The organism is Streptomyces spinosisporus, from assembly GCF_022698145.1.
In the GTDB taxonomy this organism is placed as follows: domain Bacteria; phylum Actinomycetota; class Actinomycetes; order Streptomycetales; family Streptomycetaceae; genus Streptomyces; species Streptomyces spinosisporus.
On sequence record NZ_JALDAX010000009.1, the window covers coordinates 74,217 to 97,746 of the forward strand.

Below are 23,530 nucleotides of genomic sequence, written 5' to 3' on the forward strand. Positions count from 1 at the left end.
AGAGCGGCAGTGGCCGCGAAGGAGGCGACGCACATGTCGAAGAACGCGAAGATCGCCGCAGGGGGTGTGGCGGTCGGGCTCATCCTGCTGATCTGGCTGCCCTGGTGGGCGGCGCTTCTGATAGTCCTGGGAGTGCCGACCGCGGCGTACCTCATGCTGGACCCCTCGCAGCGGCGCAGGCTGCGCCGCGTCACCCGCAAGGAGCTGGGACGCTGACGCACACCTCGCGGATCTTCTACTGCGCGGGATCGGCCCGCTCGGACAGCCGGCAGGAGTCGACCACATCGCCGTCCGCGGGCCGGGTGACGGTGTGGTCCGCGGGCGGCCGGACGCCCTGCTGCACCCAGGACACCAGCGCGTCGAACGCCGACCGGTAGCAGGGCAGGATCGGCCGCAGCCGGTCCGGATAGGTGTCGTACAGCCCGTCGACGTGCGTCCCGCCCTGGATCGTGTAGTAGCGGTGCAGCGGTCCGCGTCCGCTCGCGTCGATCATGCGCGCGTAGACGTCCGAATCGGCGGCCTTGGGCAGCAGGGAGTCCAGGTCGCCGTGGAGCGTGATCAGCGGTCGGCCGATGCGCCCGGTCAGCGACACCCGGGCCACGGCCCGGTGGACGGCTGCCGGCCGGGACGCGTAGTCGTACACCGCGTCGCGGGCACAGGGCGAGAGGATCTGCTCCGGGGTGCTGCCCGCGGAGGGGCCCGGGCAGCCGGGGTCGTAGGCCGGGTCGAACTCGGCGCGGTAGATCTTCTGCGTGACCCCCCAGTACGCCTTCTCGTGGTAGGGCCACAGGAATTCGGAGCCGCGCGCGAAGCCCGCCGCGTACATGTCCTCGTCGTCCGCCCAGCCCAGCGTCCGGCCCACCGCGGTGGGCAGCGAGGTGAGCAGGCTGGGGCCGTCGGCGGTCCACAGAGCGCCTTCCCAGTCGACGCCGCCGTCGTAGAGCTCCGGATGGTTCTCCAGCTGCCAGCGGGTGAGGTAGCCGCCGTTGGAGATGCCGGTCATATAGGTGCGGCGGGGCGCGTGCCCGTAGCGCTGGGCGACCACACGCCTTGCCGCGCGGGTGAGTTGGGTGGTCCTGGTGTTCCACTCGGCGATCGCGTCGCCGGGCCGGGCTCCGTCGCGGTAGAAGTCGGCACCGCTGTTGCCCTTGTCCGTCGCCGCGTACGCGTAGCCCTCGGCGAGCACCTGGTCGGAGATCGCCGTGTCCGTCGCGTACTGCTTGCGCGTGCCGGGAGCGCCGGTGACCACCAGGCCGCCGTTCCAGTGGTCCGGCATCCGGATCACGAACTGCGCGTCGTGCTGCCAGCCGTGGGTGATGTTGAAGTGCGAGGAGTCCGGGAAGTAGCCGTCGATCTGCACTCCTGCGACTCCGGACGGAGTGCGGGTGGCCTTCGCCGTCAGCCCCGCTTGGTCGGCCAGGTCGGTGTACGGCGTACCCACGAGCCCCGTCGTGGTCAGATCGGGCAGACAGGCGGCCTGTTGGAAGGCGGCGCCCGGCACATGCACCCGGTCGAGGCGGGCGCAGTGACTCCCGTCTGCTGCGCCGGCCTGGGCGGAAGCCGGCCAGACGACGGCGGCAGCCACCAGGGTGGCGGCAGCGAGCGGAACACTGCGGGACGGACGCATGACGGCCTCCGGGGCAGGGGAGCGGAAGGACGACCGCAGGAGTGCGGGCGCCATGGGCTGCCCCATGGTGCGGTCCGGCCCTCAGAGCATCCATGGGCCGGGACCACATTGAAGGCCGTCATGACATGGCGGCTCAGTACAGGGTCGCGGGTGACGTCCCGTGCACGGACAACTCCCGCGCACAGGAAGGAGATCGGCGACGCACGGCTCCTTCACGGTGAGTGGGCAAGGGTTGAGCCGCCCTTACGCGCCCACCGGGTGGGAATTCAACTGGGCCGGACAGCCATCTTCTCGAGCGCCTCCAGGAGGCCGGGCAGTTCCGGTCCGCGGCCGACCGGGAGCACCTCGCCGGGCTCCGCGTCGAGCAGGACGAACGCGATGTCGTCGGTCCTGGCCACGAGCGACCAGCCCGGACCGTCGGCGCGCAGCGTCCGCGCGTCGCCGGGCGCGAACGAGGACCGGACACGGCCGAGCGGCGGCGGCTTCTCCACATAGCCGCGTGCCTCCGCCAGCACGCGCTGTATCCCGCCGTGCTTCCCGGGACCGGCCTCCTGCCCGTTCTGCTCGGCGTGCTCGTCCTTCGCTTCCTCCTGCGCGGCCTCGGCGGGACCGTCGGACGCCTGGGCCTCGTCCGCGTTCGCGAAGGAGGCATCGTCGATCTGCTCCCGCCACATGGCCCACTGCAGCGCGATCTCGTCGGCGCCCAGGCGCCGTTGGGCGGGCCCCCACCTGCTCGTGTCCGGCGGCGCCAGCGGCGGGCCGTCCGCGGTCTCGGGGTCGGGATCGTGCGGCGCGGGCACGCCGGGGGCCGCGACGGCAACCGCGAGCGGCCAGCCCGGCAGCGCGGCCACGACCGAACGCTCGTCGGGAGACAGGTCGTACTCCATCCCGCAGTCCCAGGACGCGATGGCGACCGCGACCAGGGAGACGTCGTCGACCACGACGGTCCACCGGGCACCGTCGCCGTCCTGGCCGAGTACCAGGCCGTATCCGTCGGCGAGCGGCGCGAGACCGAGCGCCGAGCAGGCCTCCGGATAGTCGTCGCCGAGCACGCTCGGGAACTTCGCCGGCGTCAGAAGTACCGCCGTGAGCACATAAAGCGCTTCGTCCGCGGCGGCGACGGCGTCCTCGTCCGTCCCGGCCATGGCTGCCTCCCCATCGATTCATCCGATCGCGCGCACCCTAATGCGCGCGGAAGCAGCTTGTCACGACTCGCAAGCGCACGTGGACCTGCAGTTTTCCGGCTGGACGGGGCGAATCGGCCACTCCCGACGCGACGTCGTCAGGCCGCCGGAAGCCCGAGCAGCGCGCGGGCCACCGTTCCCGGCGACTCGTCTCGCTCGCGCGCCAGTGCGATGACTGCCCTGCATGCCAGCTCATTCACCCCGAAGGACAGGGCCTCCGGCGACACCCAGCCCGCCGCCTCGTCGATCCGGTCCTGGTCGTCCTCCGCGCAGGCCGAGACATACGCGGCAGCGGCTTCGAAAAGATTGTGTGTACGTTTGTCCCGGCCGTTGTCGAGGTCCGCGCGTACGGCATTGAGGAATCTTGTACAGGACTTCCGCACCCTGCCCAACATGCTGACCACCTTCCCCCTGCGTGGTTGCCCGTGGCTGATCGTTCATCTCCTGCTATTCAACCTAGAGTTGGAACTCCGGCGGCAGAAGAGCGACGGGTGCGTGAACCGCATGTGGATCAGCCGTCCAGCGCCCCGATGGTCTCGCGCAGCCAGGTGAGTTCGGCCCGTGATGTGGCACGTGCGATGGTCAGCAGCCCGCGCCGGAAGGGATCGTCCAGTTCCTCGGCGCGCAGCGGCCGATCGCCGTCGTAGAAGAAGCTCGCCGGCTCCTCCAGGAAGGCCAGCCTGCGCCTGAGCACGGCCGCCTGTGCCGGGGCGTCGTCGAGGTGCCGGAGGAAGGCGAGCACCGTGAACCAGCGGTTCTCGTCGGTGATGTCGCGCCGAGGGGGCTCGGCGAGCCGGCGGCGCAGTTCCTGTCTGCCCTCCTCGGTGAGCGTCAGGACGTGCCGCGGGGCGGCCACGGCGCCGGGCTCGGTGGCGCGCGCCAGCAGACCGGCTTTCTCCAGACGCTTGATCGCCGGGTACAGCGTGCTCTCGGCCACGGGTTTCACATGGCCGGTCAGCGCAGTGATGCGCTTGCGCAGCTCGTAGCCGTGCAGGGGGGCCTCGTACAGGAAGCCGAGGATGGCCAGTTCCAGCATGCCCGCATTCTCTCCCACGGGCGTAGTACATCGCCTCCCCCATACATCGGTTTCTGGATACATCCGTTGCGAGGTATTGTCGCGGAGTGTCGTCGGCGGCCATGGGGGCCGCTGGGTCATGGGAAGGGGCGCGATGAGGCAGGCCGATTTCGACGGCAGGGGGAGCTGCATCCGGTGGACGGAAACGCCCGGCGAGGAACCCGCGCGCGTGTACGTGCACGGACTGGGCGCACTGTCGGCCGTCTACCACGCGCACATCGCGGCCCGGCCCGAACTGGCGGGGCGGCGCAGCCTGTTCGTGGACCTGCCGGGACACGGCATCAGCGACCGCCCCCGGCACTTCGGCTACACCCTCGAGGAGCACGCCGACGCACTGGCCGCAGCGCTGGACGCGGCGGGCCTGACCGGCGCCGAGCTGGTGGCGCACAGCATGGGCGGCACGGTCGCCGTCGTGCTCGCCCACAGGCGGCCGGACCTGGTCTCCCGGCTGGTCCTCACAGAGGCCAATCTCGACCCCGAGCCACCGCCCACTGCGGGCAGCAGCAGCATCGCCTCCTACGGGGAGGACGCGTTCGTGAACGGCGGCCACGCGCGCGTGCTGGAAACGGTGGGCCCGGTGTGGGCGGCGACCATGCGGCTGGCCGACCCGCGCGCCCTGCACCGTTCGGCCACCGGTCTGTGGCGCGGTTCGAACCCGCCCGCGCGCGAGATCCTCGAGGGGCTGCCGGTCGACCGCGTGTATCTGCAGGGCGAGCTGAGCGGCGAACTCGCGGGCAGGCAAGCCCTGGAGGCGTCCGGCGTACGCGTGGTGACGGTGCCGGGCGCGGGCCACAACGTCATGTTCGACAACCCCGACGCCTTCGCGGCGGCGGTCGCGGGCCCGCGCTGAGACTCAGTCCTCCCGGACGGCGAGGGCCAGGAAGCGGGCGTCCTCGTCGACGTACGAGGTCATGCGCCACCCCGAACCGGCCAGCAGGGGTCGCAGGTTGGGCTCCGCGCGCAGGTCGTCCGGGGTGATCCGGCGGCCCTGGCGTGCGGCCAGTGCCGCCCGGCCGATGGGGTGGAACAGGGCCAGCGTGCCGCCCGGGCGGACCACGCGGGCCAACTCCCGCAGATTCTCCCCAGGGTTGGGCAGGTGGGCGATGAGGCCGGCGGCGAACACCGCGTCGAGCGATCGCGACCGCAACGGCAGCATCGCCACGTCGGCGAGCAGCAACTGCCCGTCGCGGTCCCTCCCGGCCCGTTCGGCGGCCTCCAGCATGGCCGGGGTCAGATCGGCCCCTACGACGACGCCCGAGGGCCCCACGGCGGCACGCAGCGGCGTCAGGGCCCGGCCGGTGCCGCAGCCCGCGTCGAGCACCCGGTCTCCCTCACGCAGCTCCAGATCGGCGACCGCTGCGGCGTAGGCCGGGCCGTCGTCGGGGAACCTGCTGTCCCAGTCGGCGGCACGGGCGCCGAAGAACTCCTGAACGTGCGTGTGGTCGTCGCTCATGTTCCGCATGATCCCTCACCGACACGGATGACCCCGCTGTGCACACGTTCGAACCTGACGTGGTCGTACAGGTGCACCACTGCGCCATATTCCAACAGCTTTCGATCTGCGCCCCCTGTGTGCGCCCCGGCCGGGTCTAGCGTCCCGGGGCCATGGGACACCTGGACCATGCCACGTTCGGCTGGCTGACGCCCGCACTGTCGTACGCGATGGCCTGCACGGGCGCCGCACTGGGACTGCGCTGTACCGTCCGAGCGCTCGGCGCCACGGGACGCTCGCGCCGCAACTGGCTCGTCACCGCGGCCTCGGCGATCGGCACCGGCATCTGGACCATGCACTTCGTGGCCATGCTCGGCTTCGGCGTCAACGGCACCGACATCCGCTACGACGTCCCCCTGACCCTCCTCAGTCTCGTCGTCGCGATGCTCGTGGTGTGCGCGGGCGTCTTCGCCGTCGGCCACAGCCGCGACCGCACGCGTGCGCTCCTCCTGGGCGGCCTCACCACCGGGCTCGGCGTCGCCAGCATGCACTACCTGGGCATGGCGGCGGTGCGACTGCACGGCCAGGTCGGCTACGACCCGCCACTCGTCGCCCTCTCCGTCCTGATCGCCGTGGTCGCGGCGACGGCGGCCCTGTGGGCGGCGCTCAACATCAAGTCGCCCCTCGCCGTCACCGGCGCCTCACTGATCATGGGGGCCGCGGTGAGCAGCATGCACTACACGGGGATGTTCGCGGTGAGCGTCCACGTCACCCCTTCCGGCGGGTCCCTCCCCGGCGCCACGGCGATGCAGTTCATCTTCCCCCTCGCCGTCGGCCTCGGCTCCTATCTCTTCCTGACCTCGGCCTTCGTCGCGCTGTCGCCAACGACCGGGGAGCGCGAGGCATCCGCCTCGGCCCAGCGTCCGGTCGAGAGTTCCGCCCACTGACGGCGGGCCCGGCCCGAACCAGCCCCGAGCGAGGAGGCCATGCGTACACCCCGCAGGACATCCGTCCCCGAACCACCGCCCGCACCGCTCGTGCGCGGCCGGCGTGCCCATGCAGGGCCGCCCGCCGACGAGGATCCGGACGAGCCCGCGGACCGGGTGCCGGACCGCGCGGCGGAGCCGGGCGGGCGCCGGCGGATACGGCCTCGCACAGTGCGGGCGAAGATCGTCTGCCTGCTGATGGTCCCGGTGGTCTCGCTGCTGGCCCTGTGGGCGTACGCCACCGTCAGCACCGCCCAGGACATCGCCCGGCTGCGGCAGGCACAGCGCGTCGACTCCGGGATCCGCGCACCCCTCACCACGGCTGTCGCCGCACTGCAGGCCGAACGCACCGCCGCCGTGGGACAAGCGACCGACCCGTCGGCCCGGCACAGCGGCGACTACAAGAAGCTCGCACAGCGCACCGACAAAGCGATGGCCCGGCTGCGGCTCGGGGAGGACCACACCGTCGCCGACAGCGAGGAACTGCCTCCCGCGGTGGCCCAGCGGCTCAAGACCTTCGTCGCCGGTGCCGAACAACTGCCCGCCCTGCGCAGGTCGGTGCTCGACGGCCGGACGGACTGGGCGGCGACGTACGGGCAGTACACGAAGACCATCGGCGGCGCGTTCACGGTCGGCGGCGCGCTCACCGGCATCCAGGGCGCCGGCTCCGACACGCGCGTGCTGCTCGAACTCTCCCGCGCGGGTGAGGCATTGGCGCAGGAGGACGCGGTACTCGCGGGTGTTCCGGCGGCGGACGGCCTCAGCGGTGAGCGGCTGCGCCTGTTCACCGAAGCCGTCGGCATCAGGCGCGCCCTCACCACCGCCACCGTCGCCGACCTGAGCGGCCCCGCGCGCGACGGCTGGCAGCGCCTCGCGGGCAGCGGCGCGTACACCGCGCTGGGCACCACGGAGAACGCGATCGCAGGTGGCACACCTGGCCCGCTCACCGGCACACCCGAGAGCACCTGGCGCACGGCACACGCGCGCGTGCAGGGCGCGATGCGTGCCATCGAGGAGAACGGGACACGCACCCCCACGGAACGCGCCGCCCCGCTGATGCACGCGCTGCTCACTCCCGCCGGAGCCGCGGTGCTGCTCGGCCTCGCCGCGGTCATCGCCTCGCTCGTCATCTCCGTACGGATCGGACGCGGCCTCGTCGTCGAGCTGGTGAACCTGCGCAACAGCGCCCTGAGGATCGCCCGGCACAGCCTGCCCGAAGCGATGCGGAAGCTGCGCACGGGCGAGGAGATCGACATCAACGCCGAGGCACCGCCCGGACCGCCCGCCGAGGACGAGGCCGGACAGGTCGCAGAAGCCCTGGGCACCGTGCACCGCGCCGCCCTGCGCGCAGCCGTCGAGCGCGCCGAACTCGCCGGCGGCATCTCCAGGATCTTCGTCAACCTGGCCCGTCGCAGCCAAGTGCTCGTCCACCGCCAACTGAGCCTGCTCGACAGCATGGAACGCCGGTCCGACGACCCGGGCGAACTCGGCGACCTCTTCCGGCTCGACCACCTCACCACGCGGATGCGACGCCACGCCGAGAGCCTGATCATCCTCTCCGGAGCGGCACCCGGCCGGGCATGGCGCATGCCCGTCTCGCTGACGAACGTGGTGCGCGCGGCCGTGTCCGAGGTCGAGGACTACGCGCGCGTGGAGGTACGTCACCTCCCCGAGGCGTCCGTCGTTGGCGTGGCCGTCGCCGACCTCACGCACCTGCTGGCCGAGATCATCGAGAACGCGGCACAGTTCTCGCCGCCCCACACGCGCGTGCGCATCACCGGAGAACCCGTCGGCAACGGCTACGTCGTCGAGGTGGAGGACCGCGGCCTGGGCATGGGTGACCAGGCTCTGGCCGAGGCGAACCGCCGCATCGAGCAGTCCGAGGCCCTCGACCTCTTCGACAGCGACCGGCTCGGCCTCTTCGTCGTCAGCAGGCTCGCCGCCCGCCACGGCATCAAGGTGCATCTGCGCACCTCGCCCTACGGCGGGACCACCGCGGTCGTTCTGCTGCCCACGGCCCTGCTGCACGGCGGCGCCGCCGACCGTTCCCCGGCGAGGACCGAGCGCCCACAACCACAGGTGGAGCGCGAGTACGTGCGCACGTCCGATGACGACGGCCACCAGGAGCCCGTCTCGCCGAAGGCCGAGCGGCCCGCGCTGCCCGCCCACGCACCGGCCCCGGCACGGACGGCGGCCGACACCCCACCCCCCGGAGTCACCACCTTGCGACCGCACCGTCCCCCGGAGGAAGCCGAGGAGTCCGACGACCTGCCACGCCGCGTGCGCCAGGCACACCTCGTCCCCCAACTGCGCACACAGCCCTCCGAGGAACCGGTCAGGGCGCCGGTCTCCCCGGCCGACGACGAGCGCACTCCCGAGATCGTGCGCCGGCGCATGGCGGCCTACCGCGACGGCTGGCGGCGCGGCGGCGGCAGACAACCCGGCCGCGCGGCGGGACCGGATTCCGCACCGCGCGACGACAGCACCGAAGGAGACCGCGCATGATCCAGGACCCGAGCACCAGAGCCGTCCGACGAACCGGTGAACTCGACTGGCTGCTGGACGACCTGGTGCTGCGCGTGAGCGAAGTGCGGCATGCCGTGGTGCTCTCCAACGACGGGCTCGCCGTGGGCGCGTCGACCGAGCTGCGACGCGAGGACGCGGAGCATCTCGCCGCCGTGGCGTCCGGCTTCCACAGCCTCGCCAAGGGCGCGGGACGCCACTTCGACACCGGCGCGGTGCGCCAGACCCTGGTGGAGATGGACGACGGCTTCCTGTTCGTGGCCGCCGCGGGCGACGGCTCCTGCCTCGCCGTGCTCACCGCCGTGAACGCCGACATCGGCCTGGTGGCGTACGAGATGGCACGGCTGGTCAAACGCGTCGGTGAGCATCTGTGCACACCCACGCGCGTCGCCGCCCGGCCGCCCGCGGGCCGGTGAGGCGAGAGGTGACGCGCCGCCATGAACCGGGACAGGACCGGAGCCCCGCGCGAGCCGGGCAGCCAGTGGTACGACAGCGAGGCGGGACCTCTCGTCCGCCCGTACGCCATGACCGGCGGGCGCACCAGTTCCGGTCCCACCGGGGTGCACCTCGACCTGATCGCCCTGGTCACCCTGGGCCTGGGAGCACCCGGCGACGACCCCGGGCTCGGACCGGAGCACCGGGCCCTGCTGGAGCTGTGCCGCACGGAGACCTTGTCCCTCGCGGAACTCGCTGCGGGCGCCGATCTGCCCGTGGGAGTCGTCCGGGTGCTCCTGGGCGACCTGCTGGAACTCGGCTGCGTCACCGTCAGCCGCCCGGTGCAGCCCGCGCAGCTGCCCGACGGGGACCTTCTGCGCGAGGTGATCGAAGGGCTGCGGGCGCTCTAGGCGAGCGTGCACAAACAGCAGGTCCCGTACGGCCCGCACGCGCGCACTCAACCGGACACCGAGAGAAGTGAACGATGGTCTACGAGCACTCCGACGCACAGGGCGGCGACACGACCGCACTGGCGCTGAAGATCCTGGTCGCCGGCGGATTCGGCGTGGGCAAGACCACCCTGGTGGGCGCGGTCAGCGAGATCAGGCCGCTGCGCACGGAGGAGCTGCTCAGCGAGGCGGGGGAGTCGGTGGACGACACCAAGGGCGTGGACCAGAAGGTCACCACCACCGTCGCCATGGACTTCGGCCGCATCACCATCCGCTCCGGCCTCTCCCTCTACCTGTTCGGTACACCGGGCCAGGACCGCTTCTGGTTCCTGTGGGACGAACTGGCGCACGGCGCACTCGGCGCCGTGGTCCTCGCCGACACCCGGCGGCTCGAGGACTGCTTCCCGGCGGTGGACTACTTCGAGCACCGGCGCATCCCGTTCGTGGTCGCCGTCAACTGCTTCGCAGGCGCCCGCACTTATGAAGCCCAGCATGTGGCGCGTGCTCTCGACCTCGATGCCGCGACGCCGGTCGTCCTGTGCGACGCCCGTGACCGCGACTCGGGAAAGGAGGTGCTGATCCGGCTGGTCGAGTACGCCGGGCGGATGCACACCGCCCGGCTCCTCGACTCGGTCGGCTGACGGACCCGCGTGGGAGTCACCGGCCGCCAGTGGAGAGGGTGACGCTCAGCTCGCGATGACCTTGTGTGCCAGGACCTTGTCGATCGCCACGCGCACGAGGAGTTCACCAGGAACGCCGTTGCGCTCACCGAACTCCTCGGCGCGCTCCTCACCCATGTATCGCGCTCCGATCCGTGCGGCCCAGCGGCGCACCTCGCCGAGATCCTCCGAGATCCGGGCACGGCCCTGCAGCACCACGAAGTCGAACGGTGGCCGGTCGTCGTCCACACACAGGGCGACCCGACCGTCACGAGCCAGATTCCGTCCCTTCACCGTGGTCCTGCCGGTGTTGAACACCAGGTCGTCGCCGTCGAGCACGAACCAGATCGGTGCCACATGCGGGCTTCCGTCCGCCCGGACGGTCGACAGCTTGCCGGTGCGCGTGCCGTGCGACACGAACGCCCGCCATTCCTCGTCGGTCATCTTCTGAGCCATGCTCATATCCTCCTTGCTCGTGGGCCGGTGGTGGTGAAGGGTGGCGTGGGAGATCCTCCGGCCAGGGGGAGTCGTCACACGGGGAGACCGGAACATGGCGCAGAACCAGGGACTTGACTGGCTGCTGGACGATCTGACCGAGCGTGTCGAACACGTCCGGCACGCTCTGGTCCTGTCCAACGACGGGCTGGTGACGGGGGCCAGCACGGGACTGCGGCGCGAGGACGCCGAACACCTCGCCGCCGTCTCGTCCGGGCTGCACAGCCTGGCGAAGGGCTCGGGACGCCACTTCGGCGCGGGCAGAGTACGTCAGACGATGGTCGAGTTCGACGACGCGGTGCTGTTCGTCACCGCCGCCGGAAACAGCAGCTGCCTGTGCGTGCTCAGTGGCGCGGAAGCAGACATCGGCCAGATCGCCTACGAGATGACCTTGCTCGTCAACCGGGTCGGAGAGCACCTTGACGTCGAGGCCCGCCAGCCCGAGCGAGCCCCGACGACAGACTCCTGACCTGCGGTTTCGCCCTCTCCCATGGAGTTATCCACAGGCCCGCCGCAAGATCGGCCGGAGCGGCTACGGTTTTTTTCACCGAGGTCGCGCAGACGGCGCGGACCACTTGCTCCACGGGGGAGACCGATCATGTCAGGCAACATCGCCACGCAACCGCACACCACCTCCTGCACGCCGAGCCGGGCCTGCCGGGAACTGGGTCTGAAGCGAGGGGAGTTCGACCTCGCGGTGAATCTCGGACACATCCGCACGATGCCCGACGAAGGGGGCGGGGGTCTGCGGGTCGCCCGAAGCGAGATCGACCGGCTGCGTGCCGAGGAGGATTTTCCCGAGTCGCTGAGGAAGCGGGTCGAGACCGTGGGCGCCCGGGAAGGCGCGGAGTTGCTGGAGGTGTCCCACGGCAGGTTCACCAGGCTGGCCCGGCTCGGCGTCGTCGTCCCGGTGCGCTTCTACCTCAACCGCTACCGGGCCGTCGTCTGGCTCTATCTGGCCGAAGAACTCGCCCAGTTCGAGGCCGACGAGACCAACGCGCCGCTGCTGAGCGGCCGCACACCCGTAGATGTACGGGAACAGCTCGCGGACGGGCTGGATCTGCGGCCCCGGACCTGGCGGGGCCGACACCTGGGCTTCCTGCGACGGCAGGCCGGCGACCATCCGTGGGCACAGGCTGCCGCCGTGGCCTCGCTGCTGGATGCCGTTCAGGTCGCGGAGATCGTGCACGACCCGTATGAGCGGGCCCACTTGAACCGGTTCCGGCCCAGGCCCCCGGCCCACGGCGCACCCGACTCGCCCGCCGCGCAGCTGGCCGAGCGCATCACCATGGCGCAGGACCTGGACGAGATCGGCTGGTTGCGAGCCGAGCTCGCTCAGGCGGTGAGCGATGCGCGCAGGCTCCAGCCCGCGCCGTGCCCGAATCCCGCGCCCAGGCCCTTGCAGGAGCCGGAGCCGACACATCTCACACCGCCGGCAACCACGGAACAGAGCCCGCCGACCCCGCAGGAAGCGGCACGTCCACGCACCCTGCTCGGCTGGCTGCGCCGCAGGACGGTGTGAGCCCGTCACAGGACGGCGTGACTCACAGCGCCCGGAACAGTCCTTCCTGGACCACGGACACGAGCAGCCGCCCCTCGGCGTCGTAGATCCGACCACGTGCCAGACCCCGTCCGCCCGTCGCGATCGGTGACTCCTGGTCGTAGAGGAACCACTCGTCCGCGCGGAAGGGACGGTGGAACCACATGGCGTGGTCCAGTGACGCGATGTCGAAGGTGCGGGGGCCCCACAGGGGTTGGACCGGGATGCGGACGGCGTCCAGAAGAGTCATGTCGCTGGCGTAGGTCAGCGCGCAGGTGTGCACGACCGGGTCGTCCCCCAGCGGTCCGACCGCGCGCATCCACACGGCACTGCGCGGCTCGGCGTCCTTGACCTCCTCGGGCGTCCAGCGCAGCCGGTCCACATAGCGGATGTCGAAGGGCTGGCGGCGTGCCATCCGCTCCAGCTGCTCGGGCAGATCGCCGTGATGCTCACGGATCACCTGGGTGACCGTCGGCAAAGACTCCGGGTCGGGGACCTTGCGGGCCGGCGGCAGCTGGTGCTCGAAGGGTCCTTCCTCAGGCTTGTGAAAGGAGGCGGTGAGATTGAAGATCGTGCGGCCCTGCTGCACTGCGGTGACCCTCCGGGTCGTGAACGACCTGCCGTCCCGCACCCGTTCCACCTGGTACACGATCGGCACGCCCGGCCGCCCCGGGCGCAGGAAGTACGCGTGCAGCGAATGCACCGGACGTTCGCCGTCCGTGGTGCGGGCGGCGGCGACCAGAGCCTGGCCCGCCACCTGCCCGCCGAAGACGCGTTGGAGGGACTCGTTCGGGCTCAGCCCACGGAAGATGTTGACCTCGATCCGCTCCAGGTCGAGCAGGTCGACGAGGCTCTCGGCCGGGTTCGTCATGCGTGGGGTTCTCCTTGGCTCACAGCTGGCCGACGTCGGTGACACGTACGATCGCACGGCCCTCGGCGTCGGAGGCAGTGAGGTCGATCTCCGCGCTGATGCCCCAGTCGTGGTCGCCGTTCGGGTCGGCGAAGGTCTGGCGGACCCGCCACAGACCGTGCTCCGCGTCCTCCTCGATCTGCAGCAGCTTGGGGCCGCGGGCATCCGGGCCGGTGCCCAGGTCGTCGTACTCGTCCCAGTACTTGTCCATGGCCTCGCCCCACGCGTCGGCGTCCCAGCCGGAGTCGGCGTCCATCTCGCCCAGCTCCTCGACCTGGTCGAGGGCCGCGAGTTCGACGCGGCGGAACATGGCGTTGCGGACCAGGACCCTGAAGGCACGGGCGTTGCTGGTGACCGGCTTGACCTCGTCGGCCTTCTCCTGGGCCTCCTCGGCGGTCAGCTCCTCCGGGTTGGCGAGCTGCTCCCACTCGTCGAGCAGGCTGGAGTCGACCTGGCGGACCATCTCGCCGAGCCACTCGATGAGGTCCTGCAGGTCCTCCGACTTGAGGTCGTCCGGGATGTTGTGGTCGAGGGCCTTGAAGGCGCTGGCGAGGTAGCGCAGCACGATGCCCTCGGTGCGGGCCAGTTCGTAGAAGGACACCAACTCCGTGAAGGACATGGCCCGTTCGTACATGTCGCGGATCACGGACTTGGGCGACAGCGGATGGTCGCCCACCCACGGGTGGCTCTTGCGGTACGTGTTGTACGCGTGGAAGAGGAGCTCCTCCAGGGGCTTGGGGTAGCTGATGTCCTGCAGCCGCTCCATGCGCTCCTCGTACTCGACGCCGTCCGCCTTCATCGCGGCCACCGCCTCGCCCTTGGCCTTGTTCAGCTGGGCGACGAGGATCTGGCGCGGATCGTCCAGCGTCGACTCGACGACGGAGACCATGTCCAGCGCGTAGGACGGCGAATCCGGATCGAGCAGTTCGAACGCGGCGAGGGCGAACGTGGACAGCGGCTGGTTGAGGGCGAAGTCCTGCTGCAGGTCCACGGTGAGGCGGACGATGCGGCCGGTGGCGTCCGGTTCGTCGAGCCGCTCGACGATGCCGCCGTCCAGCAGCGAGCGGTAGATGGCGATCGCGCGCCGGATGTGCCGAAGCTGCTGCTTGCGCGGCTCGTGGTTGTCCTCCAGGAGATGCCGCATCGCCTCGAAGGCGTTGCCCGGGCGGGCGATCACCGACAGCAGCATCGTGTGGGTCACCCGGAAGCGGGAGGTCAGCGGCTCCGGGTCGGAGGCGATCAGCTTCTCGAAGGTGTTCTCCGTCCAGGCGACGAAGCCCTCGGGCGCCTTCTTGCGGACGACCTTGCGGCGCTTCTTGGGATCGTCGCCCGCCTTGGCGAGTGCCTTCTCGTTCTCGATGACGTGCTCGGGCGCCTGCGCGACGACGAAGCCCGCCGTGTCGAAGCCGGCCCGCCCGGCCCGCCCGGCGATCTGGTGGAACTCGCGGGCGCGCAGCGTGCGCACGCGGCTGCCGTCGTACTTGGTCAACGCCGTGAACAGCACCGTGCGGATGGGGACGTTGACGCCGACACCGAGCGTGTCCGTGCCGCAGATGACCTTCAGCAGCCCGGCCTGGGCGAGCTTCTCCACCAGACGCCGGTACTTGGGCAGCATGCCGGCGTGATGGACGCCGATGCCGTGGCGGACGTAGCGGGAGAGGTTGCGGCCGAACTTGGTGGTGAAGCGGAAGTTGCCGATCAGCTCGGCGATCTGGTCCTTCTCCTCGCGCGTGCACATGTTGATGCTCATCAGCGCCTGCGCCCGCTCCACGGCCTGCGCCTGGGTGAAGTGCACGATGTAGACCGGCGCCTGCCTGGTCTCCAGCAGTTCCGTCAGCGTCTCGGTGAGCGGGGTGAGCCGGTATTCGTAGGACAGCGGCACGGGCCGCGTCGCCGAGCGGACCACGGCCGTCGGGCGGCCGGTGCGCCGGGTGAGGTCCTTCTCGAACATCGAGACGTCGCCGAGCGTCGCGGACATCAGGACGAACTGCGCCTGCGGCAGCTCCAGGATCGGGATCTGCCAGGCCCAGCCGCGATCCGCCTCCGCGTAGAAGTGGAACTCGTCCATCACTACCTGGCCGATGTCCGCGTCCTTGCCGTCGCGCAGCGCGATCGAGGCGAGGACCTCGGCGGTGCAGCAGATGACGGGCGCATCGGCGTTCACGGACGCGTCACCGGTCAGCATGCCGACGTTCTCGGTGCCGAAGAGCTTGCACAGCTCGAAGAACTTCTCCGACACCAGGGCCTTGATCGGTGCCGTGTAGAAGGTGACCTCGTCCCGGGCGAGGGCGGCGAAGTGCGCGCCCGCCGCGATCATGCTCTTGCCGGACCCGGTGGGCGTCGACACGATCACGTTCGCGCCGGAGACCACCTCGATCAGCGCCTCCTCCTGGTGGGGGTAGAGCGTGAGACCGCGTTCCTCGGCCCACGACTCGAAGGCTTCGTAGAGGGCGTCGGGGTCGGCGGTCTGCGGCAGCTGATCGATGAGGGTCACGCACCCATCTTGCCTGGCGACCCGGCCCATGGGGGAATCGGTTGCTTGCACGAAGATCACGAGCAGTACGCTGTGACGCCGACGGAGCGTCAGAGCACCCGGTCAACTGGACAGCGGCACAAGAGGAATGGGGCGGGCAACGGCCATGATGGGACCAGCACACTCATTGTCGGGCGCGGCCGCCTGGCTCGGCGTCGGTGCGGCGGCCGCCGCGGCCGGACATGCCATGCCCTGGCCGGTCCTTCTGGTCGGCGCGCTGATCTGCGCCGGAGCCGCACTCGCCCCGGATCTGGACCACAAGGCCGCCACCATCTCCAGGGCCTTCGGTCCGCTCTCCCGCGGGCTGTGCGAGATCGTCGACAAGCTCTCCTACGCCGTCTACAAGGCGACGAAGAAGCAGGGCGACCCGCGCCGCTCCGGCGGCCACCGCACACTCACCCACACCTGGCTGTGGGCGGTCCTGATCGGTGGGGGTACGTCGGTCATCGCCATCACCGGTGGCCGCTGGGCGGTCCTCGCCATCCTCTTCGTCCACATGGTCCTGGCCATCGAGGGCCTGCTGTGGCGGGCGGCCCGCGGCTCCAGCAGCGACGTCCTGGTCTGGCTGCTGGCCGCCACCAGCGCCTGGATCCTCGCAGGGGTCCTGGACAAGCCGGGCAACGGCTCGGACTGGCTGTTCACGGAGCCCGGCCAGCAGTACCTGTGGCTGGGGCTGCCGATCGTGCTGGGCGCGATAGTGCACGACATCGGGGACGCGCTGACGGTGTCCGGCTGCCCGGTGCTGTGGCCGATCCCGGTGGGCCGCAAGCGCTGGTACCCGATCGGCCCGCCGAAGTTCATGCGGTTCCGCGCGGGCAGCTGGGTCGAGCTCAAGGTGCTGATGCCGGTGTTCATGCTGCTCGGCGGGGTGGGCTGCGCGGCCGCGCTGAACGTCATCTGAGGGACGGGGCGCCGGCCGGCCGGCGGTTCAGCTCGTGCCGCCCGAGCCCTGGCCCGCGCCGCCTCCGTAGCGCCGCTCGAACTGGGCGATCCGGCCCTCCGTGTCCACCGTGCGTGCCTTGCCGGTGTAGAAGGGATGGCTCTCCGAGGAGATCTCCACATCCACCACCGGGTAGGTCTCGCCGTCGTCCCACTCGATGGTCTGCTCGCTGGTCGCGGTGGACCGGGTCAGAAAGGCGTAGCCCGCGGCACGGTCGCGGAAGACCACCGGGTGGTAGTCGGGCTGCTTGTCCTGCTGCATGCGTCCTCCTCGGGCTGGTGGGCGTCCGGTCAGCCGGACAGGGCGTCTCCGTCGACGATGTGCATCGCCGCCTCCTCGGCGGACGCGGCGGCGCCGTCGATGCCCACGTCCGTGGCGACCAGCGCGCTCTCCTCGTCCTCGTGCGCCCCCTCGTCCGGGGCCACAAGACGGCCGGAGCGGGTGGCGCCGACCTCGTCGTCCAGGAGTTCCCCGTCGGAGCCGTCGCAGTCGCCGATGCCGTCGCCGTCGGACATCACCAGCTCGGGCAGTTCCTCGGCGAGCCGCTGGTCCAGGGTCTCCCCGTGGCGGCGCTCCGCCGCCGTCACGTCGTCGCGCTCCACCGCCCACGGCCTCTCCGGAGGCGACCAGCCGCGGTCGAGAGGGTCGTCGACACCGTCGTCGACGAGCGTGTCCTCCACGTCGAGCAGTCCGGAGTCCTCCTGGAGCTCGGATCCGTCGGGCTGGTAGACGTCGTCTCCCCATCCGTCGACGCTGTTCACGGATACCTCCAGATGATGGGGACGGGCCCGCTTCTCACCGCGTCGGGCTCCGGCCGCCCTCGCGCGGAGCACTGGCTGCACCGGGAGGGACCTCGGGTCCCAGGGCGCTCCCCGAGCCCGTGCCGATATCCAGCCTTCCACCCCCTTTCGGGACTGCGCAACGGCACGGCGGGAGGAGGCGGGCGGCGGCGCGCGTCAGCCGCGCAGTACGGCCGAGGACCAGACGTGGCCGTCGTCCGTCACCAGTTCGACGCGGTCGACGGAGCCGGCCGACCCGTAGGCGATCCAGGTGGCCCGGCCGGACTGCGGCATCCACCACTGGCCGGCGTCGCGGGTGGAGCCGTCCTCGAGCAGCAGGCGGCAGGTGTAGTGGGTGCCGGGCCGGCCGGCCGTGATCTGCATGACGAGGACGCGTTGGGTGCCGGCGCGGCTCGGCTCCACGGTGCCCACCGGTGCGCCCGAGCCGGTGACCAGCCGGGCCCCGTGGTCGCTCGCGGCCACCTGCACCGGGGCCGACTCGTGATGAAGCAGTGCCGTGCCGGCCGCGCCCAGACAGAGCCCGGCCGCGGCGGCCGCGGCGACCAGCAGCGGGGTGCGGTACGAACGGCGGGCGGGGGAGGGGCGGCGCAGCTCCAGGCGGTCGAGGACGCGGGTGTCGAAGCCGGGCGGTGCCGCGACCGCGGGGGCCGCGGGCAGGACGGCGTCGACCGCCGCCGACAGATCGTCGTAGGCGGCGCGGCAGGTCACACAGGCGGTGAGATGGCGCAGCAGCTCGCCCGGCTCGCCGGGGAGGGTGCCGAGGGCAAGGGCGGTCAGTTCGTCCTCGTCAGGATGACGTTGCTCATCAGGGCGGCGTTGCCCGTCGGGGTGGCGTTCCGTCACGGCTCTCCTCCTTCAGCGTGTCGCGCAGCCTGCGCAGCCCGGTGCGGATGCGGGTCTTGGCGGTGCCGAGAGGAATGTTCTCGTGCCGGCCCACCTCGGCGGCGGTGCAGCCGCCCAGTACGGCCAGCGCGACCGCGCGGGCCTGCTCCTCGGGCAGGGCCTGCAGCCGTGCGAGGGCGCGCTCGCTCTCCAGGGTGAGCAGGGCCAGCCGCTCGGTGTCGTCGGTGTCGGCGGCCGACCGCAGGGTCACGTCCAGCAGCCGTTCCAGGGTCTCGGCCAGCACGGGAGTGGGACGCCGGGCCCGGACGGCGTCGATCGCGGCGTTGCGGGTGATGGTCAGCAGCCAGGTCAGGGCCGAGGCCCGCCGGGGGTCGTAGTTGCCCGCCGCGCGCCAGGCTCGTACGAACACCTCCTGGCTGACGTCCTCGGCTAGGGCGCGGTCGCGGGTCACCGAGAGGGCGAGGCCGAAGACCGCGTCCTGGAAGCGGCGGACGAAGGCGAGCGCCGCCTGCTCGTCGCCCAGCGCGAGGCCGGCGACGAGCGAGGCGTCGTCGAGCCGGTCGGTGCGCGGGAACAGTTCCACGCCCATAGGTACGTACGAAGCAGGCAAAAGGATTGAACGGAGCCAGGTGCAATCTCTCGCAGCTTTTCGCCCGTACAACCTCCGTCGAAACGGACGGAGAGATCATGAGCATCAGCAGGTTGACCGTGGCCGGGTTCGCACTCGCGTCGGCGCTGGCGCTGGCCGGATGCGGCAGTGGTGGTGGCAGTGCCAGCGGCAGCTCAGGCGGTGGAAGCCAGGCCGACAGTCCGGCGCCGGCCGCCATGGACTCCTCGACGATCAAGGTCAGCAGCTCGCCGCTCGGCAACATCCTCACCGACGGCAGCGGACGCACGCTGTACCTGTTCACCGAGGACGGCAAGAACACCAACTCGATGAACTGCGACGCGGCGTGCATCAAGCTCTGGCCGCACATGGAGGGCACGCCGCACGCCGGCGAGGGGGCGCGGGCGAGCCTCATCGGCGCCACGAAGGGCGGAGGAAAGGCGCAGGTGACCTACGCCGGACACCCGCTGTACTACTACGCCAACGACCAGGCGTCCGGCGATGTGAAGGGACAGGGCATCGACAAGATCTGGTACGTCATGAACGACAAGGGCACGGCGATCAAGACGGCCGCCCCGGCGGCCAGCAGTACGGACAGCGGCAACAGCAGCGGTGGCGGCGGCTACGGCTACTGACCCGGCCGGGAACTCGCCGTACGGCAGACCCCGGCCGGACCGGTCACTCGCCCCCGAGCCCCGCCCGAGCTCCCGCACGCACCGTCCCGGACCCGGCCGGGCGCCCGCACCGCCGTGGCCCTGCCCCGGTACGGCCCGGATCACCCGTGCCAGGACCGCCACAGTGCCGCATACGCGCCGCCCTCCACCGCCACCAGTTCCTCGTGGCTGCCGAGTTCGACGATGCGGCCGTTCTCGACGACGGCGATGACGTCCGCGTCGTGGGCGGTGTGCAGCCGGTGGGCGATGGCGACCACGGTGCGACCGTCGAGGACGCGGGCGAGGGAGCGTTCGAGGTGGCGTGCCGCACGCGGGTCGAGCAGCGAGGTCGCCTCGTCCAGGACAAGCGTGTGCGGGTCCGCCAGGACCAGACGGGCCAGCGCGATCTGCTGGGCCTGGGCCGGAGTGAGGGCGAGGCCGCCCGAACCGACCTCGGTGTCCAGACCGTCGTCCAGGGCCCGCGCCCAGCCGTCCGCGTCGACCGCGCCCAGCGCCGCCCAGAGCTCCGCGTCGGTCGCGGAGGTCCGGGCGAGCAGGAGGTTGTCGCGCAGGGAGCCCACGAAGACGTGGTGCTCCTGGTTGACGAGTGCCACATGGGAGCGGACGCGTTCGGCGGGCATCCGGGACAGTTCGGCACCGCCGAGGGTGACGTGGCCGTCCCGGGGCGCGTAGATGCCGGCGAGCAGGCGGCCCAGCGTGGACTTGCCCGCGCCGGACGGCCCGACCAGTGCCAGCCGGGTGCCGGGCGCGACGTGCAGGGACACCGTGCGCAGCACGTCCACGCCCTCGCGGTAGCCGAAGTGCACCCGGTCCGCGTGCACGTCACGGCCGTCGGGGGCCACCGCACGGTCCCCGGTGTCCGGCTCGATGTCGCGCACGCCGACCAGCCGGGCCAGCGACACCTGGGCCACCTGCAGCTCGTCGTACCAGCGCAGGATGAGGTTGACCGGGTCGACGAGCATCTGCGCGATGAGCGCGCCCGTGGTCAGCTGGCCCACCCCGATCCAGCCCTGCAGGACGAACACACCGCCGATGATCAGCACCGAGCCGAGCACGGTCGCATGGGTGAGGTTGATGACCGGGAAGAGCACGGACCGCAGCCACAGGGTGTAGCGCTCCCAGGCCGTCCACTCCTTCACCCGGCGATCCGACAGGCCGATACGGCGCTCGCCCAGGCGGTGGGCCTCGACGGTGCGTCCGGCGTCGACGGTCTCGGCGAGGGCGGCGGCCACGGCGGCATATCCGGCGGCCTCCGAACGGTAGGCGGACGGCGCCCGTTTGAAGTACCACCGGCAGCCGACCACCAGCAGCGGCACCGCCACCAGGACGGCGGGCGCCAGCGGCGGCACCGTGACGACGAGTCCGCCGAGCAGCAGCAGCGCCCACACCACGCCGATCGTCAGCTGCGGCACGGCCTCGCGCATCGCGTTGGCGAGGCGGTCGATGTCCGTGGTGATGCGGGACAGCAGATCGCCGGTGCCGGCCCGTTCCAGAATGCCCGGCGGCAGCCCGACCGACCGTACGAGGAAGTCCTCGCGCAGGTCGGCCAGCATCCGCTCGCCGAGCATCGCCCCGCGCAGCCGAACCTGCTGCACGAACACGGCCTGGACGACCAGTGCGAGCGTGAACAGCGAGACGGTGAGCGGGAGATGAAGCTCGCGTGCGTGGTCCGAGACCCGCTCGACGAGGTCGCCGAGCAGCCACGGACCGGCCATCGAGGCGACGACGGACACCGTGTTGACGGCCATCAGGACCAGGAAGGCACGGCGATGCCGCCGGAACAGCTCGATCACATAGGCACGTACGGTCGCCGGCGCGCCGACGGGCAGGGTGTGCGCCGTCGTCGGGGCCGCCGGGTCGTACGCCGGTGGCGCCACGCCGATCATGCCGACTCCTCGATCTCTTGAAGTTCGTCCCGGTGGAGTTCGTTGCGGTGAAGTGCGTCCCTGTGGGCTTCGTCGAGTACGCCGCTCAGAGCGGCCTCCTCGTCCGTCTCCCGGGTCACCACGGCCCGGTAACGGGGCTCGCTGTGCAGCAGTTCGCGGTGCACGCCGACTGCGGCGACCGTGCCCTCGTGCACCAGCACGACCCGGTCCGCGTGGTCCAGGAGGAGCGGTGAGGAGGTGAACACCACCGTCGTGCGCCCCTCCCGCAGATCGCGCATGCCCCGGGCGATCCGTGCCTCGGTGTGCGAGTCGACGGCCGAGGTCGGCTCGTCCAGGACGAGCACCTCGGGGTCGGTGATCAACGACCGGGCCAGGGCGAGCCGTTGGCGCTGACCGCCGGACAGCGACCGACCCCGCTCGGTGATCCGGGTGTCCATCGGGTCCTCGGCGTCCAACGACCCCTGCGCGAGCGCGTCCAGGACATCGGCGCACTGGGCGGCCGCCAGCGCGTCGCGCGCACTGACGCAACCCGAGGCGGGCACGTCGAGCAGCTCACGCAGCGAACCGGACAGCAGCACCGGGTCCTTGTCCTGGACGAGCACCGCCTCGCGGGCCGTGTCCAGCGGCAGTTCGTCGAGAGGCACCCCGCCCAGCAGCACGGAGGGACTCCGCTCGGCGGGGTGTCCGCCCAGCCGTTCGGCGAGTAGGCCCGCCGCGTCCGGGTCACCGCACACCACGGCGGTGAGCCGCCCGGCGGGGGCCAGCAGACCGGTGGCGGGGTCGTACAGATCACCGCCGGGCACATGGGCCGACCTCATACCGTCCGCCTCGGCCGACCTCACACCGTCCGTGTAGGCGGTCGTCACACCATCCGCTCCGGCTGACCGCGCACCGTCAAACTCAGCGTCCCGCACCCCACCAGCGTCAGTGGCCCGCTCCAGCGACAGCACCCGTGCCGCCCGCCTCGCGGAGGGCCGTGAGAAGGAGTACGCCATGGCGATCTCCTCGAAGTGCCGCAGCGGATAGGTCAGGATCATCACCGAGCTGTAGACGGTGACCAGTTCGCCGACGGTGATACGGCCCTCGCGGGCCAGATATACGCCGTACCAGACGACCACGACCATCAGCAGGCCAGGCAGCAGCACCTGGATCGCCGAAATCAGGGCCCACATGCGGGCGCTGCGCACGGCCGCGCGGCGGACCTCCTGGGAGGCGCTGCGGTAGCGGTCGAGGAACAGCTCCTCCCCGCCGATGCCGCGCAGCACCCGCAGACCGGCGACGGTGTCCGAGGCCAGTTCGGTGGCCCGCCCCGCCTTCTCGCGTTGGAAGTCGGCCCGCCGCGTCGCCCGCGGCAGCAGCGGCAGCACGGCCAGCGCCACCACGGGCACCCCCGCCGCGACGACCACGCCGAGCGCCGGCTGGTAGACGACCAGGGCCACGCAGACGAGCACGACGGTCAGGGCGGCCGCGGTGAACCGGGAGACGGCCTCGACGAACCACCCGATCTTCTCCACGTCACCGGTGGAGACGGCGACGACCTCGCCTGCCGCGACGCGCCGGGTCAGCGCCGAGCCCAGCAGGGCGGCCTTGCGGGCGAGCAACTGCTGGACGCGGGCGGCGGCCGTGATCCAGTTGGTGACGGCGGCGCGGTGCAGATACGTGTCGCCGAGGGCGATGCCGACCGCGGCCACCGCCAACAGGCCGCCCGCGAGGGCGAGCCGCCCGCCCGAGTGGTCGACCGCCGCCTGCACGGCCGCGCCGACGCAGAACGGCAGCGCGGAGACGGAGGCGAAGTGCAGCAGGCCCCAGGCCAGCGCCTTGAACTGACCGCCCGGCTGATGACGGCCCAGCCACCACAGGAACCGGGGACCCGAGCGCGCGTCCGGGGTGCCCGGGTCGGCGTACGGAAGGTCTTGTATCTGCATGACGGCG

Annotated in this window: 25 protein-coding genes; 11 read left to right on the top strand and 14 right to left on the bottom strand. The window is 71.4% G+C overall.

Annotated features, from left to right (window positions below):
• Window positions 1-33 precede the first annotated feature (33 nt).
• Window positions 34-216 carry a tail-anchor membrane protein gene (locus MQN93_RS23450; protein WP_016433814.1) on the top strand — a complete coding sequence of 61 codons (183 nt, stop codon included), beginning with the start codon at window positions 34-36 and terminating at the stop codon, window positions 214-216.
• A gap of 19 nt (window positions 217-235) precedes the next feature.
• Here MQN93_RS23450 and MQN93_RS23455 read toward each other — a convergent pair whose 3' ends face one another.
• The 4 genes from MQN93_RS23455 to MQN93_RS23470 form a co-directional block, all read right to left on the bottom strand.
• Window positions 236-1,627 (bottom strand): tannase/feruloyl esterase family alpha/beta hydrolase, encoded by a 1,392-nt coding sequence (locus tag MQN93_RS23455; RefSeq protein WP_242711315.1) that lies wholly within the window; start codon window positions 1,625-1,627, stop codon window positions 236-238.
• A gap of 266 nt (window positions 1,628-1,893) precedes the next feature.
• A complete protein-coding gene (locus MQN93_RS23460) occupies window positions 1,894-2,772 on the bottom strand; it encodes a hypothetical protein (protein ID WP_016433812.1) in 879 nt (292 codons plus the stop codon).
• Between the two features lie 137 nt (window positions 2,773-2,909).
• Entirely contained in the window at window positions 2,910-3,206 is a 297-nt protein-coding gene (locus MQN93_RS23465) for a hypothetical protein (RefSeq protein ID WP_016433811.1), read from the bottom strand.
• A 116-nt stretch (window positions 3,207-3,322) separates the two neighbouring features.
• Window positions 3,323-3,847 (bottom strand): PadR family transcriptional regulator, encoded by a 525-nt coding sequence (locus MQN93_RS23470; protein WP_016433810.1) that lies wholly within the window; start codon window positions 3,845-3,847, stop codon window positions 3,323-3,325.
• A 133-nt stretch (window positions 3,848-3,980) separates the two neighbouring features.
• On the opposite strand from MQN93_RS23470, the gene MQN93_RS23475 reads away from it, so the two are divergent.
• A complete protein-coding gene (locus MQN93_RS23475) occupies window positions 3,981-4,736 on the top strand; it encodes an alpha/beta fold hydrolase (RefSeq protein WP_242711140.1) in 756 nt (251 codons plus the stop codon).
• A 3-nt stretch (window positions 4,737-4,739) separates the two neighbouring features.
• Here MQN93_RS23475 and MQN93_RS23480 read toward each other — a convergent pair whose 3' ends face one another.
• The gene (locus tag MQN93_RS23480) at window positions 4,740-5,339 is read right to left on the bottom strand and encodes a class I SAM-dependent methyltransferase (protein WP_242711141.1); all 600 of its coding nucleotides are present in this window, start codon (window positions 5,337-5,339) and stop codon (window positions 4,740-4,742) included.
• A 152-nt stretch (window positions 5,340-5,491) separates the two neighbouring features.
• Here MQN93_RS23480 and MQN93_RS23485 point away from each other — a divergent pair, with 152 nt between their 5' ends.
• From MQN93_RS23485 to MQN93_RS23505, 5 genes are all read left to right on the top strand, one after another.
• Entirely contained in the window at window positions 5,492-6,265 is a 774-nt protein-coding gene (locus tag MQN93_RS23485; protein WP_016433807.1) for an MHYT domain-containing protein, read from the top strand.
• A 39-nt stretch (window positions 6,266-6,304) separates the two neighbouring features.
• Window positions 6,305-8,809 carry a sensor histidine kinase gene (locus tag MQN93_RS23490; protein WP_242711142.1) on the top strand — a complete coding sequence of 835 codons (2,505 nt, stop codon included), beginning with the start codon at window positions 6,305-6,307 and terminating at the stop codon, window positions 8,807-8,809.
• Window positions 8,806-9,243: a roadblock/LC7 domain-containing protein gene (locus MQN93_RS23495; protein ID WP_242711143.1), complete on the top strand. Its 438-nt coding sequence runs from the start codon at window positions 8,806-8,808 to the stop codon at window positions 9,241-9,243. Before MQN93_RS23490 ends, MQN93_RS23495 begins: the two co-directional genes overlap by 4 nt.
• Window positions 9,244-9,264: 21 nt before the next feature.
• Window positions 9,265-9,672: a DUF742 domain-containing protein gene (locus tag MQN93_RS23500; RefSeq protein WP_016433804.1), complete on the top strand. Its 408-nt coding sequence runs from the start codon at window positions 9,265-9,267 to the stop codon at window positions 9,670-9,672.
• 74 nt (window positions 9,673-9,746) lie between these two features.
• The gene (locus MQN93_RS23505) at window positions 9,747-10,352 is read left to right on the top strand and encodes a GTP-binding protein (RefSeq protein ID WP_016433803.1); all 606 of its coding nucleotides are present in this window, start codon (window positions 9,747-9,749) and stop codon (window positions 10,350-10,352) included.
• Window positions 10,353-10,397: 45 nt separating this feature from the next.
• On the opposite strand, the gene MQN93_RS23510 is transcribed toward MQN93_RS23505, so the two are convergent.
• Complete coding sequence (locus tag MQN93_RS23510) at window positions 10,398-10,826, bottom strand: PPOX class F420-dependent oxidoreductase (RefSeq protein WP_242711144.1); 429 nt, start codon at window positions 10,824-10,826, stop codon at window positions 10,398-10,400.
• Between the two features lie 94 nt (window positions 10,827-10,920).
• On the opposite strand from MQN93_RS23510, the gene MQN93_RS23515 reads away from it, so the two are divergent.
• Window positions 10,921-11,334 (top strand): roadblock/LC7 domain-containing protein, encoded by a 414-nt coding sequence (locus tag MQN93_RS23515; RefSeq protein WP_016433801.1) that lies wholly within the window; start codon window positions 10,921-10,923, stop codon window positions 11,332-11,334.
• Window positions 11,335-11,463: 129 nt separating this feature from the next.
• On the top strand, window positions 11,464-12,387 hold the full coding sequence (locus MQN93_RS23520) for a DUF6397 family protein (RefSeq protein WP_242711145.1): 924 nt from the start codon (window positions 11,464-11,466) through the stop codon (window positions 12,385-12,387).
• A 22-nt stretch (window positions 12,388-12,409) separates the two neighbouring features.
• Here MQN93_RS23520 and MQN93_RS23525 read toward each other — a convergent pair whose 3' ends face one another.
• Window positions 12,410-13,276 (bottom strand): acyl-CoA thioesterase, encoded by an 867-nt coding sequence (locus MQN93_RS23525; protein WP_242711146.1) that lies wholly within the window; start codon window positions 13,274-13,276, stop codon window positions 12,410-12,412.
• Window positions 13,277-13,295: 19 nt separating this feature from the next.
• Window positions 13,296-15,809 carry a DEAD/DEAH box helicase gene (locus MQN93_RS23530; RefSeq protein ID WP_037781505.1) on the bottom strand — a complete coding sequence of 838 codons (2,514 nt, stop codon included), beginning with the start codon at window positions 15,807-15,809 and terminating at the stop codon, window positions 13,296-13,298.
• 145 nt (window positions 15,810-15,954) lie between these two features.
• Here MQN93_RS23530 and MQN93_RS23535 point away from each other — a divergent pair, with 145 nt between their 5' ends.
• Entirely contained in the window at window positions 15,955-16,749 is a 795-nt protein-coding gene (locus tag MQN93_RS23535) for a metal-dependent hydrolase (protein ID WP_016433797.1), read from the top strand.
• 27 nt (window positions 16,750-16,776) lie between these two features.
• Here the strand turns inward: MQN93_RS23535 and MQN93_RS23540 are convergent, their stop codons facing one another.
• The 4 genes from MQN93_RS23540 to MQN93_RS23555 all read right to left on the bottom strand — a co-directional run bounded on the left by MQN93_RS23540 (window position 16,777) and on the right by MQN93_RS23555 (window position 19,020).
• Window positions 16,777-17,049 (bottom strand): type B 50S ribosomal protein L31, encoded by a 273-nt coding sequence (locus tag MQN93_RS23540; protein ID WP_242711147.1) that lies wholly within the window; start codon window positions 17,047-17,049, stop codon window positions 16,777-16,779.
• A gap of 29 nt (window positions 17,050-17,078) precedes the next feature.
• The gene (locus MQN93_RS23545; RefSeq protein ID WP_242711148.1) at window positions 17,079-17,549 is read right to left on the bottom strand and encodes a DUF5709 domain-containing protein; all 471 of its coding nucleotides are present in this window, start codon (window positions 17,547-17,549) and stop codon (window positions 17,079-17,081) included.
• Window positions 17,550-17,744: 195 nt separating this feature from the next.
• A complete protein-coding gene (locus MQN93_RS23550; protein WP_016433794.1) occupies window positions 17,745-18,431 on the bottom strand; it encodes a hypothetical protein in 687 nt (228 codons plus the stop codon).
• Window positions 18,394-19,020 carry an RNA polymerase sigma factor gene (locus MQN93_RS23555; protein WP_242711149.1) on the bottom strand — a complete coding sequence of 209 codons (627 nt, stop codon included), beginning with the start codon at window positions 19,018-19,020 and terminating at the stop codon, window positions 18,394-18,396. Before MQN93_RS23555 ends, MQN93_RS23550 begins: the two co-directional genes overlap by 38 nt.
• Before the next feature lie 98 nt (window positions 19,021-19,118).
• On the opposite strand from MQN93_RS23555, the gene MQN93_RS23560 reads away from it, so the two are divergent.
• Window positions 19,119-19,673, top strand: a complete 555-nt coding sequence (locus MQN93_RS23560; RefSeq protein ID WP_242711150.1) for a COG4315 family predicted lipoprotein — start codon at window positions 19,119-19,121, stop codon at window positions 19,671-19,673.
• 140 nt (window positions 19,674-19,813) lie between these two features.
• Here the strand turns inward: MQN93_RS23560 and MQN93_RS23565 are convergent, their stop codons facing one another.
• On the bottom strand, window positions 19,814-21,598 hold the full coding sequence (locus tag MQN93_RS23565; protein WP_242711151.1) for an ABC transporter ATP-binding protein: 1,785 nt from the start codon (window positions 21,596-21,598) through the stop codon (window positions 19,814-19,816).
• Window positions 21,595-23,523, bottom strand: coding sequence for an ABC transporter transmembrane domain-containing protein (locus MQN93_RS23570; RefSeq protein ID WP_242711152.1), 1,929 nt, complete (start codon window positions 23,521-23,523; stop codon window positions 21,595-21,597). The genes MQN93_RS23565 and MQN93_RS23570 overlap by 4 nt, the downstream gene beginning before the upstream one ends.
• Window positions 23,524-23,530 lie beyond the last annotated feature (7 nt).

What these genes read in the sequence shown, in the direction of transcription:
- MQN93_RS23535 (WP_016433797.1), top strand. Translation starts at nt 15,955, where the DNA reads ATGATGGGACCAGCACACTCATTGTCGGGCGCGGCCGCCTGGCTCGGC.
- MQN93_RS23515 (WP_016433801.1), top strand. Translation starts at nt 10,921, where the DNA reads ATGGCGCAGAACCAGGGACTTGACTGGCTGCTGGACGATCTGACCGAG.
- MQN93_RS23570 (WP_242711152.1), bottom strand. Translation starts at nt 23,523, where the DNA reads ATGCAGATACAAGACCTTCCGTACGCCGACCCGGGCACCCCGGACGCG.
- MQN93_RS23490 (WP_242711142.1), top strand. Translation starts at nt 6,305, where the DNA reads ATGCGTACACCCCGCAGGACATCCGTCCCCGAACCACCGCCCGCACCG.
- MQN93_RS23520 (WP_242711145.1), top strand. Translation starts at nt 11,464, where the DNA reads ATGTCAGGCAACATCGCCACGCAACCGCACACCACCTCCTGCACGCCG.
- MQN93_RS23455 (WP_242711315.1), bottom strand. Translation starts at nt 1,627, where the DNA reads ATGCGTCCGTCCCGCAGTGTTCCGCTCGCTGCCGCCACCCTGGTGGCT.
- MQN93_RS23525 (WP_242711146.1), bottom strand. Translation starts at nt 13,276, where the DNA reads ATGACGAACCCGGCCGAGAGCCTCGTCGACCTGCTCGACCTGGAGCGG.
- MQN93_RS23505 (WP_016433803.1), top strand. Translation starts at nt 9,747, where the DNA reads ATGGTCTACGAGCACTCCGACGCACAGGGCGGCGACACGACCGCACTG.
- MQN93_RS23555 (WP_242711149.1), bottom strand. Translation starts at nt 19,020, where the DNA reads ATGGGCGTGGAACTGTTCCCGCGCACCGACCGGCTCGACGACGCCTCG.
- MQN93_RS23495 (WP_242711143.1), top strand. Translation starts at nt 8,806, where the DNA reads ATGATCCAGGACCCGAGCACCAGAGCCGTCCGACGAACCGGTGAACTC.
- MQN93_RS23475 (WP_242711140.1), top strand. Translation starts at nt 3,981, where the DNA reads ATGAGGCAGGCCGATTTCGACGGCAGGGGGAGCTGCATCCGGTGGACG.
- MQN93_RS23460 (WP_016433812.1), bottom strand. Translation starts at nt 2,772, where the DNA reads ATGGCCGGGACGGACGAGGACGCCGTCGCCGCCGCGGACGAAGCGCTT.
- MQN93_RS23485 (WP_016433807.1), top strand. Translation starts at nt 5,492, where the DNA reads ATGGGACACCTGGACCATGCCACGTTCGGCTGGCTGACGCCCGCACTG.
- MQN93_RS23540 (WP_242711147.1), bottom strand. Translation starts at nt 17,049, where the DNA reads ATGCAGCAGGACAAGCAGCCCGACTACCACCCGGTGGTCTTCCGCGAC.
- MQN93_RS23450 (WP_016433814.1), top strand. Translation starts at nt 34, where the DNA reads ATGTCGAAGAACGCGAAGATCGCCGCAGGGGGTGTGGCGGTCGGGCTC.
- MQN93_RS23510 (WP_242711144.1), bottom strand. Translation starts at nt 10,826, where the DNA reads ATGGCTCAGAAGATGACCGACGAGGAATGGCGGGCGTTCGTGTCGCAC.
- MQN93_RS23480 (WP_242711141.1), bottom strand. Translation starts at nt 5,339, where the DNA reads ATGAGCGACGACCACACGCACGTTCAGGAGTTCTTCGGCGCCCGTGCC.
- MQN93_RS23470 (WP_016433810.1), bottom strand. Translation starts at nt 3,847, where the DNA reads ATGCTGGAACTGGCCATCCTCGGCTTCCTGTACGAGGCCCCCCTGCAC.
- MQN93_RS23465 (WP_016433811.1), bottom strand. Translation starts at nt 3,206, where the DNA reads ATGTTGGGCAGGGTGCGGAAGTCCTGTACAAGATTCCTCAATGCCGTA.
- MQN93_RS23565 (WP_242711151.1), bottom strand. Translation starts at nt 21,598, where the DNA reads ATGATCGGCGTGGCGCCACCGGCGTACGACCCGGCGGCCCCGACGACG.
- MQN93_RS23560 (WP_242711150.1), top strand. Translation starts at nt 19,119, where the DNA reads ATGAGCATCAGCAGGTTGACCGTGGCCGGGTTCGCACTCGCGTCGGCG.
- MQN93_RS23500 (WP_016433804.1), top strand. Translation starts at nt 9,265, where the DNA reads ATGAACCGGGACAGGACCGGAGCCCCGCGCGAGCCGGGCAGCCAGTGG.